This is a genomic window from Cesiribacter sp. SM1 (assembly GCF_020178975.1).
Lineage (GTDB): Bacteria > Bacteroidota > Bacteroidia > Cytophagales > Cyclobacteriaceae > Cesiribacter.
Map to the genome: position 1 here is coordinate 395978 of NZ_JAHXBU010000091.1, position 18214 is coordinate 414191.

The 18214-nt window shown below is 44.2% G+C and carries 23 protein-coding genes; 21 read left to right on the forward strand and 2 right to left on the reverse strand.

The window, feature by feature from the left end:
• The 3 genes from KWJ01_RS19430 to KWJ01_RS19440 all read left to right on the forward strand — a co-directional run bounded on the left by KWJ01_RS19430 (position 1) and on the right by KWJ01_RS19440 (position 1882).
• Positions 1 to 648 (forward strand): alpha/beta hydrolase, encoded by a 648-nt coding sequence (locus tag KWJ01_RS19430; RefSeq protein WP_224998738.1) that lies wholly within the window; start codon positions 1 to 3, stop codon positions 646 to 648.
• A gap of 273 nt (positions 649 to 921) precedes the next feature.
• A complete protein-coding gene (locus tag KWJ01_RS19435; RefSeq protein ID WP_224998739.1) occupies positions 922 to 1233 on the forward strand; it encodes a putative quinol monooxygenase in 312 nt (103 codons plus the stop codon).
• Positions 1234 to 1459: 226 nt separating this feature from the next.
• Positions 1460 to 1882, forward strand: coding sequence for a hypothetical protein (locus tag KWJ01_RS19440; protein ID WP_224998741.1), 423 nt, complete (start codon positions 1460 to 1462; stop codon positions 1880 to 1882).
• A gap of 563 nt (positions 1883 to 2445) precedes the next feature.
• Here KWJ01_RS19440 and KWJ01_RS19445 read toward each other — a convergent pair.
• The gene (locus KWJ01_RS19445) at positions 2446 to 2700 is read right to left on the reverse strand and encodes a hypothetical protein (protein WP_224998743.1); all 255 of its coding nucleotides are present in this window, start codon (positions 2698 to 2700) and stop codon (positions 2446 to 2448) included.
• 435 nt (positions 2701 to 3135) lie between these two features.
• Here KWJ01_RS19445 and KWJ01_RS19450 point away from each other — a divergent pair, with 435 nt between their 5' ends.
• From KWJ01_RS19450 to KWJ01_RS19460, 3 genes are all read left to right on the forward strand, one after another.
• The gene (locus tag KWJ01_RS19450; RefSeq protein ID WP_224998744.1) at positions 3136 to 3699 is read left to right on the forward strand and encodes a Crp/Fnr family transcriptional regulator; all 564 of its coding nucleotides are present in this window, start codon (positions 3136 to 3138) and stop codon (positions 3697 to 3699) included.
• Positions 3700 to 3791: 92 nt separating this feature from the next.
• The gene (locus KWJ01_RS19455) at positions 3792 to 4181 is read left to right on the forward strand and encodes a RidA family protein (protein ID WP_224998746.1); all 390 of its coding nucleotides are present in this window, start codon (positions 3792 to 3794) and stop codon (positions 4179 to 4181) included.
• 535 nt (positions 4182 to 4716) lie between these two features.
• Positions 4717 to 5064, forward strand: a complete 348-nt coding sequence (locus KWJ01_RS19460) for a DUF5713 family protein (protein ID WP_224998748.1) — start codon at positions 4717 to 4719, stop codon at positions 5062 to 5064.
• Between the two features lie 157 nt (positions 5065 to 5221).
• On the opposite strand, the gene KWJ01_RS19465 is transcribed toward KWJ01_RS19460, so the two are convergent.
• Positions 5222 to 7108 (reverse strand): malectin domain-containing carbohydrate-binding protein, encoded by a 1887-nt coding sequence (locus tag KWJ01_RS19465; protein WP_224998750.1) that lies wholly within the window; start codon positions 7106 to 7108, stop codon positions 5222 to 5224.
• Between the two features lie 599 nt (positions 7109 to 7707).
• On the opposite strand from KWJ01_RS19465, the gene KWJ01_RS19470 reads away from it, so the two are divergent.
• From KWJ01_RS19470 to KWJ01_RS19540, 15 genes are all read left to right on the forward strand, one after another.
• The gene (locus KWJ01_RS19470) at positions 7708 to 8025 is read left to right on the forward strand and encodes a hypothetical protein (protein ID WP_224998752.1); all 318 of its coding nucleotides are present in this window, start codon (positions 7708 to 7710) and stop codon (positions 8023 to 8025) included.
• Positions 8012 to 9184: a hypothetical protein gene (locus KWJ01_RS19475; RefSeq protein ID WP_224998754.1), complete on the forward strand. Its 1173-nt coding sequence runs from the start codon at positions 8012 to 8014 to the stop codon at positions 9182 to 9184. The genes KWJ01_RS19470 and KWJ01_RS19475 overlap by 14 nt, the downstream gene beginning before the upstream one ends.
• Positions 9185 to 9284: 100 nt before the next feature.
• On the forward strand, positions 9285 to 9506 hold the full coding sequence (locus tag KWJ01_RS19480) for a DUF433 domain-containing protein (RefSeq protein ID WP_224998755.1): 222 nt from the start codon (positions 9285 to 9287) through the stop codon (positions 9504 to 9506).
• 324 nt (positions 9507 to 9830) lie between these two features.
• On the forward strand, positions 9831 to 10712 hold the full coding sequence (locus KWJ01_RS19485) for a hypothetical protein (protein WP_224998757.1): 882 nt from the start codon (positions 9831 to 9833) through the stop codon (positions 10710 to 10712).
• Positions 10713 to 10905: 193 nt separating this feature from the next.
• Positions 10906 to 11229, forward strand: coding sequence for a helix-turn-helix transcriptional regulator (locus tag KWJ01_RS19490; RefSeq protein ID WP_224998758.1), 324 nt, complete (start codon positions 10906 to 10908; stop codon positions 11227 to 11229).
• Positions 11230 to 11235: 6 nt separating this feature from the next.
• On the forward strand, positions 11236 to 11718 hold the full coding sequence (locus KWJ01_RS19495) for an SRPBCC domain-containing protein (RefSeq protein WP_224998759.1): 483 nt from the start codon (positions 11236 to 11238) through the stop codon (positions 11716 to 11718).
• Positions 11702 to 12082, forward strand: coding sequence for a DoxX family protein (locus KWJ01_RS19500; protein ID WP_224998760.1), 381 nt, complete (start codon positions 11702 to 11704; stop codon positions 12080 to 12082). The genes KWJ01_RS19495 and KWJ01_RS19500 overlap by 17 nt, the downstream gene beginning before the upstream one ends.
• Positions 12083 to 12228: 146 nt before the next feature.
• A complete protein-coding gene (locus tag KWJ01_RS19505; protein ID WP_224998843.1) occupies positions 12229 to 12795 on the forward strand; it encodes a DUF4256 domain-containing protein in 567 nt (188 codons plus the stop codon).
• 221 nt (positions 12796 to 13016) lie between these two features.
• Complete coding sequence (locus KWJ01_RS19510; RefSeq protein ID WP_224998761.1) at positions 13017 to 13745, forward strand: carbon-nitrogen hydrolase family protein; 729 nt, start codon at positions 13017 to 13019, stop codon at positions 13743 to 13745.
• Positions 13746 to 14066: 321 nt separating this feature from the next.
• A complete protein-coding gene (locus KWJ01_RS19515; RefSeq protein ID WP_224998762.1) occupies positions 14067 to 14951 on the forward strand; it encodes a sulfurtransferase in 885 nt (294 codons plus the stop codon).
• Between the two features lie 33 nt (positions 14952 to 14984).
• Positions 14985 to 15431 (forward strand): bifunctional 2-polyprenyl-6-hydroxyphenol methylase/3-demethylubiquinol 3-O-methyltransferase UbiG, encoded by a 447-nt coding sequence (locus KWJ01_RS19520; RefSeq protein ID WP_224998763.1) that lies wholly within the window; start codon positions 14985 to 14987, stop codon positions 15429 to 15431.
• Between the two features lie 46 nt (positions 15432 to 15477).
• Entirely contained in the window at positions 15478 to 15885 is a 408-nt protein-coding gene (locus tag KWJ01_RS19525) for a VOC family protein (protein WP_224998765.1), read from the forward strand.
• A gap of 102 nt (positions 15886 to 15987) precedes the next feature.
• Entirely contained in the window at positions 15988 to 16536 is a 549-nt protein-coding gene (locus KWJ01_RS19530; protein ID WP_224998766.1) for a pyridoxamine 5'-phosphate oxidase family protein, read from the forward strand.
• A gap of 211 nt (positions 16537 to 16747) precedes the next feature.
• Entirely contained in the window at positions 16748 to 17116 is a 369-nt protein-coding gene (locus KWJ01_RS19535; protein ID WP_224998767.1) for a GntR family transcriptional regulator, read from the forward strand.
• Between the two features lie 83 nt (positions 17117 to 17199).
• The gene (locus KWJ01_RS19540) at positions 17200 to 18171 is read left to right on the forward strand and encodes a slipin family protein (RefSeq protein ID WP_224998768.1); all 972 of its coding nucleotides are present in this window, start codon (positions 17200 to 17202) and stop codon (positions 18169 to 18171) included.
• Positions 18172 to 18214: the final 43 nt, after the last annotated feature.

Consider the following 18214-nt stretch of genomic DNA (forward strand, 5'->3'; position numbering starts at 1 on the left):
ATGACCATTTACGGCATCAGTGGATTAGGAGCAGACGAAAGGGTTTTCCAGCACCTGGAGCTCTCCTACCCTATTGTTCCCATTCGCTGGATCCCGCCCATGCCTGGTGAATCAATGCAAAGCTATGTTCTTCGTTTATCAGAACAGATCCGGGAGGAGGAATTTATGCTGATTGGTGTTAGCTTCGGTGGCCTGGTTGCCGTGGAGCTGAACAAGATCCTAAAGCCGAAACTGACCATCCTGATCTCCTCTGCAGAGACCAAAGATGGCCTAAGACCAGCCTATCGCCTGATTGGAAAGCTGGGGCTGGTCAGGTATATGCCACCCCTCCTGTTGAAGCCGCCGAAGGCGTTGATGTACTGGCTATTCGGAGCAGAACATAAAGAACTGCTGGGTGCCATACTGGGTAGTACAGACATTGCCTTTGCTAAATGGGCCATTCTCCAACTTACCAGCTGGACAAACAGGGAAAAAATTACTGGCCTGGTGAAAATTCACGGTACCAGGGACAAGCTGATCCCATATACAGCAGATAGTCAAACGATCGCTATTCAGGATGGTGAGCATTTTATGATCATTGACCGGGCAAAGGAAATAAGCCTGCTCCTGGAGGAGAAGGTGAACATGATGACAGGCCAAAGCAGTTAATACAGTGCTCTCTTCTCCAGTAGCCCATCAGGAGTAAACCACACCCCACCAATACCAGTGAGCTAAAGCACCTGCTGACGGAGGCGTTTCTGGGGGATAACTACTGCCAGCACTGGCTTTGAATTGATTATAACAAATGGTAACTTAAAAACAATGTTCGAAAAATATCAGCTGTATTAGCTGATATCTTCATAAAACAGCTACTACTGCTATTATAAACATGTTGATAGCTCGCTAAAACCTACAATCTATCTTAAATAAACCTAGTATGCTATGATGAATAAATATGGGCTTCACGGTAAATTAAAAGCGAAAGAAGGAAATGTGGATAAACTTGCCGCAATACTTCTTGAAGCATCAAAATTAGTTTCAACAGCAAAAGGCTGTCATCTTTACATCATCAGTAAAGATAAAAATGATAAAGACTCTATTTGGATTACAGAAGCTTGGGATAGTAAAGAAGACCATGACAATTCATTGAAAGTTGAAGGTGTGAGAGAACTTATTTCTCAAGCAATGCCAATACTAGATGGACAACCAGAGAAAGGACAAGTACTAGAGATTTTAGGCGGTACAGGAATTTAGTGAAGGAAAGCCAGCTCCATCCAAACAAACAGGTGATTGAGAATAAAGTGGTAATTCAGGCAACACTGCCATCATTGCACAAGTAGCAACCATTGTGCACTTTTTAAAAGATACTTGTGGAGGACACATCCTTTATTCGACGAACGTTTACTACATTTCCACATCAGAGAAACTGTTATTTTTTTACCGTAACGATTGACATTTTTTACATAAAAAACAAAAAACAATGAAAAATCGCATAGCTTATTTTCTTCTTGGGTTAGTAATTATTACTCTTACAGCCTTCACAATAAATAATGAAAACGTATCAATCGAGTTGGTTGATTTAAATCAAGAAATTAGGACAAAAAGCTTCGGAGTAGATCAAGGGAAAGTAATTTTAAATGAAAGTGAATCCGAAAGATTTTACGTTTTGATCAAAGAAGCCAATATTTCCGGAAAGAAGTTCGTCAACTACGAGAGAGTAAAAAGAAAAGGAAAACGCTTTAATCTGATATTCATTGTGGAATCCAAATCATCAAAAAAAAAGCTTTTCAAGAAGAAAGCATCATTTTTTCGATGGAATGATGGAGAAATAAATGACCCACATCTTACTCGAGCGATATACGTAGGAAAGTATCATTTTAGAGTTAAAGTTGATAATAAATAATTAAAACGAATTATAACCAAACAAGCATGTCCTGGCCATATTGTAGAAAACAATTGTTCTGAAACAAAAATTGAATTTTCAGACTCTGAATCTGATATTCTTAGAACTGAAGTTGACAAAACTACTTCCGCTGAAATTGTAACAAAGGTGTGGTAAAATGACGAATTGAAATGGCAAGACTACGAAACCAAAAGACTTTTTGAAATAATAAAATAAAAAACTGTTCATAACAACAGCACAATGCAAGAGCTATAACAGCTCTTTACATTGATCTACATAACAGATTTTTTGCTTCCAACAAGAAGCGGCGGCAAGTTTTCCTTGCTACATAAGATGGACGTAGGTGTGTATCCGCAGAAATGATTGATAGATACTAATGGAAAGGAAAACTAGATTGTTGAAGATCAAATGAAAGGGGAGTGTAATTTGATGCATTGTTACAACCCTATATTTTACATCATGGAAGTAAAGCATGTTTTTTATTAGTAGCAATTTTATTGGCTTCTGCAGCTTTTGGCCAAGTAGGGAGTGAAACCAGTCCTTGTTTTTATATTCAGCAAAAATCAGGGATTGAAATGCTTCCAAAGCTCCTCCCACTCCTGGTCCAGAGGACCTGTGTAAATACTTTTTCCGGCTCTTCTGTACCAATAACCTGCATTCCATTCGTCACCTTCTTTTCGATGAAGGTAGGCATGTATCCAGGATGCCTCCGGGCTTTCCAGGTCCTGAACAATATCGTGGGCTTTTTCCCAATCTCCTTTTTTATCCCAATAAAGGGCCTTTAAATAAGGAGACCAACTTTCCTGATAGTTTACCATTTTTTGATCGCTGTACTGCATTAAAAGATCGATAGTAGCTGTAGCTTATTCTTATTCCATCATCAAACCTAAAACAGGCAACAAAGCCAGCTTTGTTTTAATGATGCATCTCAGATTTTTTACAACAGTGGAGGATACTGACAAACAAGAAAAATTCATCACCTGCTTTGTAGTTTGATCTGCATCATGTAAAATTTCTGTTTTATTGCTTTCATGGATGTCGTGGAGCTAAACAAAATTCTGAAGCAGGAGCTGAAATTTTACTTTTATTAGCAGAGCCAAAGATAGTATAAGATGCTGCCCCTCCTCCCCTCAGTATGAATCTGTTCCACCTATTTGGGGCAATTTAACTTTTAACAGGATGTCATTAGGGTCAAGAGCAGAGAGAGTCGGCCGCAGCAGTAAAATTCAAACATTATCTTAATTCTATTTTGCATGAAGGAGAAATTACGCGAACATATAGAAAGATTAGTATCGCTTACTGATGACGAATTTGCAGATGTGTTTTCTCATTTTAAGATTGATACTTTTAAAAAACAGGACTTCCTTTTTCACAAAGGAGCGCGTGTAAACTATGCATACTTTGTGGCTTCAGGGCTTTTAATGCTGGTTCACAACGACGAATCGGGAAAGCAGCACATTGTTTCCTTCGCGATGGAAGACTGGTGGGAAACAGATTTTCTGGCCTTTTATACGCAAACGAAAGCTACTATGTCGCTGCAATGTCTCGAAGACACCACTGTCTTTTGCATTTTGCTGGAAGATTACCAGGAGTTATGTGCCAGGCTCCCGAAGATGAATCATTTTTTTCTTGTCAAATCTAATTTCGGTCACATCGGGTCCCAGCAGCGAATCCTGTCATTTCTTACTTCCAATGCAAAGGAGCGTTACGAACAACTCCTACAGCGGTATCCTTCCCTTATCCAAAGGGTGCCTAAAACGCTGCTTGCCTCCTATTTAGGGGTATCGCGCGAAACCCTTAGCAGGCTCTATGCATAGTCTTATCCGCAGCTGTATCAGATTGTGATATTTGTCACGCAGGGAAAAGGTGGCTTATTCCGAAATTTACAGCTCACAAAAATTATAGAATAATGGAAAAACGAGCTATTAACCCCTGGCAATGGCAGGATCAGCGCAGTTATGTACAAGCGGTTGAAGTAAAACAGGTAGAGGGAACCCTCTATTGTTCAGGACAGGCCGCGGTGCATGTTGATGGACAGTCAAGTACCGGGGACATGAAAACACAGTTAGTTCAGGCCATCCAAAATTTAGAGCAGGTGATCAGCGAAGCTGGTTACGAATGTTGCAATATTGTGCGGCTAAACATCTTTACGACCTCCTCCGCAGAGCTTTTTACATGCTTTGATGTTTTTCAGGACTGGGTAGCCCGCCATGGGATCAAACAGGCGAGCACGTTACTGGAAGTAAAAAGCCTTTTTGAAACACTGAAAATTGAACTGGAAGCAACGGTTGTAAAATGATGATTTTTTTAAAGTCGTTATTCAAATCCGCATCAACAAGTTATAATATAACAAACATGCAGAGGTAGATCCACAACTTAGTTTTGAAAGCGTATGCAGCTTTCTATTACAGGGATATTGATACAGCGCTTTCAACATTTGGTTTGATGGAGCAGTAAAGCACATTTACAGGATGCAGGACAAGTGTTACGAAGAATGGATATTGAACTTGAATAGGCAGCGTTAAACGGAAGCCATGAACTACCAGTAATTACTGACCAAAATAGTATGGTAGCGCTAAATCAAAAGAAAATTAACATAGTGGGTAACACCAAAAAATAACAACGGCTGGTTTACAGGAGTAGCAAACTTAGCCGCTATTCATTATCTTCCCTTCAGCAGGTAGTGAATTGGCTCTTAAGCTTAGCCGCTGGTATTTTTATTTCCGTTAAACACAAACCAAATATTGAAAAAAGCTATCCTGGCTTTTATTACAGCTTCTCTGATGGCTTGTAATTACAACCCGAAGAGTCAACAACAATTAACAAATACAGAAATGAGCCAAAACACCATTAAGAATGAACAGCTTAGAAATCATGAATTCCTGTCAGATATGTACCAGGACGATTACTTTCCTGATTTTCTTGTGGACAAAGGAAAAGCTATCCTGGTTGAGCTATGTCTGCAAATTGAAAGCCAGCAGCCCCAAAGCCTGGTAGAGCTTTATACATTGACTCATGCGGCAACAGACAGGTTCAATGACCTTGGTGAAGAGTTTGATGAGCACGATAGTGAGTTAGAAACTGCAGCACGGGAAAGCATTGCAGCAGATTTTGAGTTTATAGCAAAAGCTTACGGCTTTGAGGCCGATACAGAAGAGCTAATCGCCACAAGAGACTGGTAAAAGAAATAGCCTGCTTCCAAAAGAGATCCACGAGCTACAAAGACAGGAAAGACTATGTTGTACACAGGTCTGGGGTAGAAAGCTACAGGCAGCACCCCCGAACTCCAGGGGCTGCCCGTGTAATGGGTAGAAACAAATTAGATGGCTGTTTCAAGGCTTATTGTTTATAGAGTTCTATTGCGTTGAGCAGGGGTTGGTCCGAAAGGCCGGTGCTTAGTTCCAGCAGCAGCTGGCCCCTCTCCACCCGCACGGGAATAGCCTCCCGCACCAGACTGTGAGAAGCACCTGCCCTACCCCAGATATCATAATCGCTTGCCCGGCGCTCTCCCTGCACATTGATGTGGAAGGTACGCTGGTATGGACCTGTGTGGTAGTGTTCGCTGAAATAGAGTACCAGCAGGTAATTGCCATTTTGCAGACCCGTGAGCTTGTATTGCATTTCTCCCTGGCGAAACTGCAGGTAGAGGGCATCTTCGCTGGTATTGGCAATGTTGATGCCGGTTTTCCCGCTCACGCTGCCTCCTTTCACAAAGTGGTCTGCCTCATACACCCTGCCGTTGGTAGCTGTATAGGCACTGCTACTGCCCACGTTGATCAGGTAAACAGGCGTAAAGCCGGATAAGTCCAGTGGCTCCTGTGGAACGACGGTACCCAGTTCATTGAAAATGGGGGTATTCCCTTTAATCATCATTTTGCTGCGGTCGGTATTTCGGGTTACGATCCGGGAGGGGTTTACAAAGTTGTTGTTGACCACAACGATCTCGCCCCCGCAGTCATTCAGCTCCAGCCCAATCCGGCTCTGTGTTTCAGAAATGGGATCGTAGTTGCCTTCGTACTGCACATTGTCTACATAGGAGAAAATCGCTGCCCCCAGCGGACTGCCATACCCTCCTTTGTCCCGACGGTTGTTGATCCAGCGCCAGTTCTTCCGGCGGAGGGCCTCTTTTCCGTAGCAGCGCAGGGTGGAGCCCCTGTAGGTATTGTCGTGAATGTAGACATCGCTTACATCTCCGCGACCGCCGGCAGCCACTGCATTCAAAAACCCAAACAAGGCTGAATTTCTGATTTCCACGCCCTGCACAACCCCATCAGCACTGTGCGGCTCCATATCAATGGCAGAACGTTTGGCATTGTCGATCCTGACCCCATCGATCAGAACGTTGCGGCAATGGTTGGCCATGGCAATCCCCTGGCGGCCAGCCCATTTTAAATGGCAATTGAGGATCTGGATGTTCTCGGAAGCTGGCTTGCCACCGATGTAGACTCCATCTCCCCATGTTCCAAAGGTGCTTACATTTTCCAGTACTACGTTTTTGCAGCCGCGCAGATCAAAAGCGTGCTCCAGCTCCCAGTAGGGCACGTAAGCCGGAAAACCAGCCCGATCCTCGGGGTTGGATTTACCCAGGGGCCAGAAACCGGGGGTATGCTCCTGGCTGCTGCCTAGCAGCGGACCTTCCGTATAGTTGGAGCCTTCTACCCGGATATTGCTCACCCGCAGATTTTCGCACTGGTGAAACCACCAGGTGCGGCGGTGGGAGTAGTTGCCCTTGTTCACGTTGCCTCCATAGGGAACTGCCGGCGCCGTGGTGTAAAAACAAACCGGGTTTTCCGGATCGGTGGTAATGTGCCATCCCCTTTTGTTCCGCAGGCTGAACACCCCATTTTTCCCTTTAGGATCGTTCTGTCGATCACCTTCTGCTTTTACGCGGCCTCCTTTGGAAAAGCGGATGATGTGGGGATTCTCGGGATCTTCACTGTTAGGAATGGCATTCAGCTGACTGAGAATGTGCAGCGTCTGGTCTTCCTCACTGTTGGGATCATAATCGATCTCGTAGATGGAGGAGGGTACTGTCAGGCGGCGGGCGGTGATTTCTATCACTTCGATCGTTTGTCCGTTTACCTCCCGGTGCAGGGTAAAGAGATTGCCACCCTCGGCCAGCAGGTTGTCCAGTAATAAATCAAACCGACTTTGTTCCAGGACAGCGATCAGCCTGTTTTTACTGGCAGGAGCCTCCAGGGGCCTTTTAAAAATTTTAATGTTCATCTATACTTAGGGTTTCCCGTACCTTCACCTGGTTCAACGGTGTTTTTAGCAGATCCTTATTGTCTGTATACGATACTATGCGTTCACTATTTTTTTTAGCGTTGTTTACGGATTTATTTGATTTTTCTTCCATGCCTGTATTGAATGAAGATACTTATACCTGTATTAGTTTTTGGACTTAGCTTGAAGTTCTGGACCCGGTGAGGGGTTGGCAGTTATATTCCAGCCTCCATTCCTCTTTTATTCTATGGTCGGAGAGATCCAGTAAAGACCGCTCACCTGAAAGCGTTGTTTTTTAAATATAAGGATATATTCACGCTTGATGATTCCTTGGATATTGAGTGTGATTCTTTTGAGAATAAATGTGTAACAGATTTTGGATGAAGAGCTGTTATACAGAGATAGCGGCCGAGATGAACAAGTACCTGCTCCTGTTTAAGTGAAATTGATCTGTCTGGCTGTATTGAGCATACCTACAGCAATTCTGTAATGCAGGCGTAAGGTTATGGTAAAAACATGCTTTTAAAACTGTATAACAAATGATAGGTTAGCGCTAACAAATAATAAGCTATTTACCGAAGGTTGCAATTAGTACAAAAATGACTCCCGAGTTAAAGTTGTATGAGAAGTCCATCAGGAAAAAACATAGTTTTGGTTGGACACCTAAGTATGAAGAAGAGACACGTACTGTTCTTAACAAGAAGGTCTTTATCCCCATTACCATCAAAGTATTTGAGAAATTAGGCTGGGACCTGGTGCACCGGGATGAAACATCGGCAGAGGCGAAAAAAGGGGAAGGGAGTCGGTGGACAGAAAAAATATCTGTTACCTGGGTCTATGGGAAAGTGGAGGTGAAACTCAACACTTTGATAATACCAGTACCTAACAACATCTGTACAAGCAATGAAAGAATATAAAATAGCCAAAGGCTGGGCAATATTTATTTATCTGACTGCCCCTTTTTTGATTGCACTATTTGGCTGGCTCTTGATACTACCCATCAAGGCAGGAACTACATCACCCAACATAAGCTGGATCTTCATTCCTGTTTCGATTGGCATGATGGCACTTATGATTGTTGGCGTGATAGACGCTTACAAAAGCAGGCTGATCATTGACAAAGAAAAAATTGCTTCCATTAGTACTCTTTCGAAGCGGGAATTGAAACTGCACGAGATCAAAGGCTATACGGTAAATGAACAGTACATCATTGTTGAGCCGAAGGATAAGCACAAAAAGAAGATTAAAATCAGCAAGTACGTTAGTAAAACACACGAAATCACCCTTTGGCTTTCAAAGAGGTTTCCTGATTTAGACCTGATAACTGCCAAAGAAGAGGAGCAGGAAATACTAACCAACCAGAACCTGGGCTGGACAACCAAGATAAGAGAAGAAAAACTAAAGAAAGCCCGTAAAACAGCTAAGATAATCAATTGGGCTGGTGGCCTTAGTGCTGCCTGGACTTTCTTTTATCCTACCCCTTATCAATTAGCTATTCTTAGCGCCATGGCAATTCCTGTTATAGCATTGGTAGCGGTTAAGCTATCGGATGGTCTTATACGCATTGACGAAAGGAAAGGCAGTGCCTACCCTTCAGTGATCTATGGCCTGATATATCCATCGCTTGGCCTGATGCTAAGGGCTTTTCTTGACTTCGATATTTTTGAATACGACAATGTATGGGGAGGCACCATCCTGTTGACACTTACTTTTGTAGGCCTTGTTTTTCTGATTCAAAAGGAGCTGTCTTTCAAAAATAAATTGGACTATTTCACATTATTGAGCATTAGCTTGTTCTTATTCTTTTACAGTCTTGGGACAATCATTCATATTAACTGCTATTATGATGATTCCCAGGCAGAACAATATGAGGCTAAAATATTAAACAAGCGCGTGAGTTCAGGAAAATCAACCTCTTACTACTTTGAATTATCTCCCTGGGGCAGAAAAAATGAAATAGACGAAGTAACGGTTGATAAAAGCTTATATAACAGAATGGAAGTCGGTGAAGAGGTGAAGATTTATTTTAAGAATGGAAAACTAGACATCCCATGGTTTATGGTTGATGATAGATGACAAAAACAGCAAACAAGCTTAACAGGGCCTGCGAAGTTTATAGCAAAGTAATGGTTCATTGAACCGGAACATGGCAACCAACTTTTGAGTACATTGGGATGTGAATTACCAGGACTACACAGAAATAAGAGCTGTCAAGAGATTTGGCAGGCCTACTATAAAGGGTACCAGGATAACGGTATATGATGTACTCAACTGGCTCTCAAATGGTATAACCAAATCAGAGATCATCTCTGACTTCGAAGAGCTGAACGAAGACATGATCAATGCCTGTCTTACCTTTGCTGCTGATAAAGAACATAAATCCCGGATTGCATCTTGACTCTGCTGTTCGACCAGAATATTTCTCCAAAAAATGTGGTAGCAATTCGCAATTTTCCTGCATTCCGAGGAAGCACAGATCCTGGAAATATTAAAATAGTAAACGAACCGTAACCACAGCAGGCCCGCAGAACAGCTGGCACACAAGCACAGTCTCTCTTTGCAAGCATCATTTGTTTTTATCCTAACAAATACTACCTTAGCCAGTACTAACACCCTGAACTAAGCAGTGACCAGCGCAGCATTGGCAGTGCAATGCTGAATCCGCGCTGCTATCCGCTTCGGTTCTCCTGTACAGGTCTGTAAATTTTTTCAGGTTAAGCTTATGAAATTAACTGCAAGCTTTTTTTTGGCCATTCTGCTACTGTTTGCCGGCTGCGAGAAAGAGGAACCAGCCATTAGCCAGCTGCTGGAGGTTGAGTTTGATGGCAAAACGACCACCTTCATAAATGAAGATTTGTCGGCCAATGAAAATTGTGGCAGGATCTTTATCAATGCCTCTGCAGTGACGAATAAATTCAATTCATCATTTCACATCAGCCTGGATATTACCCGTGACGGTCACATAAACAGCATGCTGCTCGTTGATTATGCAGATAAGAACCAACACTACAAAACAGCAAATTACAATGCTGCAAATGTGTTTTCTATCAGAGACTACAGCTATTCTCCACTTGATAAATCCGTGACTTTTGAGTTTGACGGCACTTTGTATGAAGCGGACAATCCGCTGAACACAAAAGCACTAAAAGGGAAAGTCAGGCTGCAGCACCTGTATGAACATCCCTGCTCCTATTGGCCGGAGGTAGTAAAAGCCAACATCAATAGTGCTCCTTTCCATGCAGTAAAACACACCGGCAGAGGCACCACCTCAATCACCAACAGAACTGCCTATTCTGATGATGGCTACAGAATTTCTATCGTTACAGCCCGTGAAATAAAAGAGATGCCAGTGGGCAGCTATCATTTTGCCAAAGAAGATGCGACCAACCGGGTGATGCTTGAAAAATACCTGGGCAGCCCCAATGCCAATACATACGAACCATTGTGGGAGCAGGAATGGGAAAGTTATGACTACGAGGGGGTGCTGCACATTCTGGAGCAGACCGCCGATCCCATGCCTCATACTAGCGGGACTTTCAGCTTCAAGGCCTACCAAAACAACAAACTGGTGTACGAAGTAACCGGGGGTAAATTCTCACTTTAGATAATCCCCTGGCGGTAGATCTGCTAGAACACCCACTGACAACTCCCTGATCTGCAGGAACAACTTCATTTCAGCTGACTACATCACTCAAAGATTTAACAAGAAACAATCCTCTCCTGATTGCAAAAATATTTGCAGGAAAATTTGTGTAGCCAAATAGCTACACATAAATTAGTAGCCATATAACTACATAATGAATTTAAGACGAGATGTATTTCAGGCCATAGCAGACCCTACCAGGAGAGCAATACTGCTGCTGCTGGCCTCACAATCCCTGACGGCCGGGGCCATCGCCGCAAACTTTGATACCGCAAGGCCTACCGTTTCAAAGCACCTGCAGATACTCACCGAGTGCGAATTGCTTACACAGGAGCAGAGCGGCAGGGAAATATACTATCACTTAAATCCCGGGAAGATCAAGGAAATAGCAGACTTCATTGAACCCTTCCGCAACATGTGGGACGACAGGTTTAACAAACTGGAGAGCATCATGAAGCAGTACAAACCAAAACAATAGCAGCATATGGAACGAAAAACAAAAGTCAATGCCGAAGCGGGCAAGCAGGAAATAGTAATTACGAGGGAATTTGAGCTGCCCCTGGAACTGCTTTTTAAAGCCTATGTGGAGCCTGAAATTGTTGAGCAATGGATGGGTACCAAAGTGCTGAAACTTGAGAGTAAAAAGCACGGCAGCTGGCAGTTTGAAACCACCGATCCAAAAGGAAACAAGCACGGGTTCAATGGGGTCATTCATGAGTTTGTGCCAAACCAGAAAATCACCCGGACATTTGAGATGGAAAAAACGCCATTTCCCGTACAGCTGGAGTTCCTGGAGTTTGAACAGCTCTCCGCCGACAGCAGCAAACTCACCATGCATATCGTGTACAAATCAGTAGCAGACAGAGACCAGATGCTGAAACTACCCTTTGGACAGGGCATTAACATGGCCCATAATCGGTTACAGGACGTTGTCAGCAAATCCAAATATCATGGCAAAGAGCAATAAAATCATCTATTGGGTTGCTACCGCCTGGCTTGCATTAGGTATGCTATCTACCGGAATAGTACAGTTGCTGAAAATGGAAGAGGAAGCAGATAACATTACGAAACTGGGCTATCCTCCCTACCTGCTAAGCTTACTGGGTATATGGAAAATTTTAGGAGTTGTAGCAGTGCTTATCCCTAAATTTCCTTTGCTAAAGGAATGGGCCTATGCAGGCTTTTTCTTTGCCATGTCGGGAGCCACATTCTCACGCATGGCTGCGGGAGATTCCCTGAATGAAGCTTTTCCCTCCCTGCTACTGCTAATCCTGACGGTGGTGTCGTGGTATTTCAGACCTGCAGACAGAAAAATCAATTCTGCTACCTGATTAAATAGTTTAGAAGCATTCCCTGAGCGATACCAGAAATCCAGCCGGTGCACCTGCTGTATAAGGCAGAGCACTTTGAGTTAAGATTTAGAAGTTATACAGTTAGTGTCCCAATCAAAAAGCGTTACTCATACATTATGAACAACATGGTTAGCAGCAAAAAGCAGTTAGCGCCAGCACAAGGTGCAGCACTACTCAACACATTGAAATCCCGTTTTCAGAAAAACCCAGACCGCCACAAAGGCCTTGTCTGGTCAAAGGTACAGGCAAAGCTGGAGGCTAATCCAGAAAAGCTATGGTCACTCAACGAAATGGAAAGGACTGGTGGCGAACCGGATGTTGTTGGGTATGATGATAAAACGGGCGAATACCTTTTTTTTGATTGTTCAGCGGAAAGTCCTAAAGGCCGCAGAAGTGTTTGTTACGACTGGGATGCCCAGGAGTCGAGGAAAGAACATAAGCCGGCAAATAATGCCATTGATATGGCAGCAGCCATGGGAGTTCAGCTTTTAACCGAAGAACAATACCGGGCCTTGCAGCAGCTTGGAAACTTTGATATGAAAACCTCGAGCTGGATCATCACACCTGCTGCAATCCGGGAGCTTGGTGGCGCCCTCTTTGCTGATTTTCGCTATGGTAATGTGTTTGTGTATCACAACGGCGCACAGTCTTATTATGCCGCCAGGGGGTTCCGTGCTTCACTAAGGGTCTAGGTTTAGTACTCCAGCAACATTTAGCACAGCCAGGTTTTTCCACAAAGGCAGAGGCTTCCTTTGCCTTTGCACCTCAAAATCATTACCTTATCATCAGAACAATCAGACTGGTGGCCGGCACCCGGTGCGCAACATCCGGTGGCCGGTGGGCGGTGCTCTACACCACTTGCCCTGCAGCTGCATTTTCAGGAGCAGTACATGAGTAAACAGACAGCAAAAACATGAAAATCTGCATTGCACAGATCAGGCCCTATAAAGGTAATATTGCTGCCAACACTAAAGCCCACCTGGGGTTTATAGAGCTTGCTGTGTTCTTACAGGCCGATGCCATATTTTTCCCCGAGCTGTCCCTCACCTGTTATGAGCCTGAACTTGCCTTTGCACTGGCTACCGAGCAGGAAGCACTCCAGCTCAGGCCATTTCAGCGCATCAGCGACAGCAGCCATATTGCAATAGGGCTTGGCCTGCCCGTTAAATCCTTAACAGGCGTGCAGATCGGCATGGTGATTTTTCGGCCCGGGCAGCCCCGCTTAACCTACTCCAAACAACAACTCCATACCGACGAATACCCATATTTTGAGCCGGGCAGCGGGCAGCTCATCCTGCAGCTGGCCGGTAAAAAGATTGCCCCTGCCATCTGCTACGAAAGCCTGCAGCCTGCCCATGCCGAAAATGCCTTTAACATGGGTGCACAAATTTACCTGGCAAGTGTGGCTAAGTCGGCCAGCGGAGTAACCAAAGCCCGGCAATATTATCCTGAAGTAGCCGGCAAATATGCCATGCCCGTACTCATGGCCAACAGCATTGGCTTCTGCGACAATTTTTTAAGCGTTGGCAACAGTGCCGTATGGTCAAAAACAGGGGTGCTGCTCGGGCAGTTGGATCAGGATACTGAGGGAATACTGGTTTTTGATACCGAAACCGAAGAAGTTGTTCAACAGCTGGTTTAACCAGAGCACATTAGTGCTTACTCAACGATAAGAACTACTCAGGCTACTGATAGAACAAAGCTTTTGAAACTCTAAATACAGGTACCCATGAACAGATTTTTTATTATTACAATCCTGATGTATCTGACTGCTTCTCCCCTGTTTGCACGTTAGGTTTTACAGAAGAAGGTATTTTAAGGGAGCATTACAACTGGAACAATCAACTTTTTGATTCAGTGGTTTTCTCTGTATTAAAGTCTGGATTCATATAAGCGCCTGCGCAAAACACTACGCTGATTTTGGCAGAAGTGATCTGATAAGATTTACTGGAAACTAAACTATATGAAGGGAACATATCATTCTTCAGCAATGGTGAAAAAAGGCCTATCCCCTATCGTGGGGGCTAACGAACTGTTAGCCCTGCATCAGCAGCAAGATTTTATTCTTATTGATGTGAGTAATAGTCATGATGCCTTTACCAATTACCAGAACAGGCATTTGAAGGGCGCCTTGTTTGTTGACTTAAACGCACAGCTTGCCGATATAAAAGATGATTTCAGCAAGGGCGGCAGACACCCCCTGCCTACAACAGAACAATTTTCCAGAACACTATCAAGCCTGGGCATTACCAAAAACAGCCATGTAGTTGTATACGATGATAAAAGTGCTGCGAACTCAGCTGCACGTTTTTGGTGGATGTTGAAAGCCGCAGGCCATGAGTGGGTACAGGTTTTGAATGGGGGGTTGCAGGCGGCCCAAAAAGCAGGATACCCGCTGGAAAAAGATATTAACCAACCCCAACAAGCAGAACCATATAAAATAGAAAAGTGGCAGCTTCCTTTGGCTGATATGGCTGAAGTTGCAAGTGCAGCAACAGACGGAAAAAGCATTGTGATAGATGTTCGGGACAGTGAACGTTACAATGGAATAGTAGAGCCTGTTGACTTAGTGGCAGGGCATATTCCCGGCGCAATTAATATTCCTTTCAAACTGAACCTGGATAGTAACGGACTCTTTTTACCTCCGGAAGCATTACAGAAAATATACCAGGAGAGCTTTAACAGGGCACAGCCTGCTAATATGATCGTGCACTGCGGATCTGGTGTTACTGCTTGCCACACTCTTTTAGCGATGGCTTATGCAGGTTTTGAGCTTCCAAAGCTTTATGTAGGATCCTGGAGTGAGTGGTCAAGAAACAACCAGCCCATTGCAGCACAAAAACTGTAAAGAAACTCAGTACATTGTTTATATAGGCTGTAGATGCATATACAGGAAGTCAAGTTATCGCCACGCCTCAGGGCAATAGTTGAGGCACTACCCCTTTACCCTGGTATTCGGGTGCTGGAAATTGGCTGTGGCCCGGGTGCGGCCGCCAGGGCTGTGGCAAATCGTATTGGCTATGGTTATGTTCTCGCCATTGACCGATCGGCAAAAGCTATACAACAGGCCACAGCAGCCTCGGTGCAAGAAATTGCCTCCGGACGTTTACAGTTTCGCCAGCTTGCAGTTGAAAACTTAGTGCTGGAAGCTGGAGAACCATTGTATGATCTTGCTTTTGCCATGAGGGTTGGCGCACTGGACGGACGTTATCCAGGCATTGGTCAGCTGGCACTTCCACGTATAGCAAAAGCCCTTACTTTAAATGCAAAACTGTTCATTGATGGTGGCAACCCATTGCTGGAAATTCCTCTTGACAGCTACCGCTGAGCATGGCTGTAGCTTAAATACCCGATAAAACTCACCATTACAGAACGTGAACCAAAGAATAGCCCATATTACACTGCTAGTCAGGGATTATGACGAATCCATTGAATTTTACACCAGGAAGTTAGGGTTCCTTGTAGTTGAAGATACTGAACTTGATGCAGGAAAAAGATGGGTACTGGTAGCGCCTCCTGGTGCAACAGCATGTTGTCTCTTACTGGCAAAAGCAACTAATGAACAACAGGCCTCACGCATAGGGAACCAGACAGGTGGAAGGGTTTTTCTCTTTCTCCATACAGATAATTTCTGGAGAGACTACAACAAAATGCTTGAAAGAGGCATTCGGTTTATACGGCCACCAAAACAGCAAGAATACGGTTTAGTAGCCGTTTTTGAAGATTTGTACGGCAACAGCTGGGACCTTTTAGAACCAAATGTAAAGAACAAGGGACTATAGACCTACCTTCCAATTAGTTAGCTTAAGTACAGGCTATCGCAGCAGCCAAGGTGCCTCTGCAAAGTGCAGAAGGCTTCAGGCAAACTTATAAACAGAAAAGAAATGGGAAAACAGTTCTCTGAAATTAGCCCCGAGCAAAAGGAATTCATAGAAAAGCAGAAACTGTTTTTCGTTGGCACAGCGGCGCAGGAAGGCAGGGTAAATATTTCACCTAAGGGCATGGATACTTTTCGGGTAATCTCTCCCAATAAGATCATCTGGCTAAACCTGACCGGGAGCGGAAATGAAACTGCAGCGCATTTGATCCTAAACAGCCGGATGACCATCATGTTCTGTGCTTTTGAAGGCAAACCCCTGATCCTGCGCCTCTATGGAACAGCCAGATTGTACCACAGCCGTGATAGCGCTTACCAACAATTTATCCAGCTCTTTCCTGAGATTGCCGGGGCCCGCCAGATCATAGAGATGGAGGTAGATCTGGTGCAGACCTCCTGCGGATTCGCCGTTCCCTTCATGGATTTCAAAGAAGAGAGAACACAGCTGAAATCCTGGGCGGAAAAAAAGAGCGAAGAGCAGTTGACGAACTACTGGAAAGAAAAGAACAGTCGCAGTATAGATGGCTTTGAAACAGGCATCCTGCGGGATTCATAAAGGGGCAGATGATGTGAGCTTTTCATGAATGCCCAGCCCCTTATTGGGCTGCGGAGGGTCATATATCATACACGCAATCTGTTACCAGCCTAAAAGCCCAGGCCACGCAATACTGGCACAGCAAATAATAAACAGCATTTTGTTCTAAACAAAAGATATTGTATACTTGTACTATACATATAGTACAATATATGTTTAGTACATAGGAGCAATGATTGACTTTAAACTAGATCCTAAAACAGGCACTCCATTTTATCGGCAAATCATCGATCAGATAAAATTCGGTATTGCAACCGGAAAGCTGAAAACAGGTGAACAATTGCCGACCGTACGCTCCCTGGCGGTGGATCTGAAAGTAAACCTGAATACAGTGGCCAAAGCATATAGAGAGCTTGAAATACAGCATATTTTAGAAACCCAGCAGGGCACGGGCACCTTTATCGGCGACATCAGTATTCAGCTTACGGAAAAGGAGAAGCATGACAAACTGGAAGAAATATGCCATGAATTTACCTCCATTGCCTTTAGCTATGGATTCTCGATAGATGACATCATAAACCAACTACAAAAACAGGAATAAGGCAGCAGACACATAAAAAGCTATCGCAGCAAAGAGCGGTAGCCATCATGCAGACGTTGTCCGGCCTTTTAACCCTATTTACTATGAAAGCAAACAAGAATATCAAGAGTGGGCTAAATGCTGTTTCAGTAACAGTGTTTGTCCTGTTGGCCGGAACTTTCGTTGCATTCTTTTACTGGGGCTACATTAACATACCGTTGCTGGTCCTTTTCCTGATTATTACTATATTAATTACCAGCTCCATACATATTGCCGATCAGTGGGAAAAAGCTGTTGTGTTAAGAATGGGCAAATACAAAGGCCTGAAGGGTCCCGGCATTTTTTTCATCATTCCCATTATTGACCAGGTAGATAATTTCATAGACCAAAGGGTAAGGGTTACTGACTTTACTGCCGAACAAACCCTGACAAAAGACACTGTGCCGGTAAATGTAGATGCCGTGGTGTACTGGACGGTGTGGGATGTGGAGAAAGCTGCCCTGGAGGTGCAGGAATATGTAACGGCCATAGGCTATATTGCCCAAACTGGCTTACGGGATGTAATCGGAAAGCATGAATTATCTGACCTGCTCCAGGAAAGAGATAAGGTGGCAGATGTTTTACAGCATATGCTGGATGAAAACACCAGCCCCTGGGGCATTACAATCCAGAATGTGGGCATCAAAGATATTGTGATTCCGCAAATACTGGCCGATGCCATGAGCAAGGAAGCTCAGGCAGAAAGAGAGCGCAGGGCAAGGGTAATTCTGGGTACGGCCGAAACCGAAATAGCAGAAAAGTTTGCAAAGGCCAGCCAGCAGTATATCGATAACCCTGTTGCGCTGCACCTAAGGGGAATGAACATGCTGTTTGAAGGTCTGAAGGAAAAAGGCTCGATGGTGATTGTGCCCAGCTCTGCACTGGATACCATGAACCTGGGGGCGATGGGTGGCCTGGTTTCGCTCTCAAAAACCAATGAACCAGTGCCTGCACATAAACCAAAGCAGATCTATGAGCCGGAACAAGCAAAGATTCAGGAGCCTGAAAAAACAGATAAATCTGAAAAAACGGCATAGGCATATAGCCAGTCTTTGAAAACAAACAGGCGGCGGCTTAGCG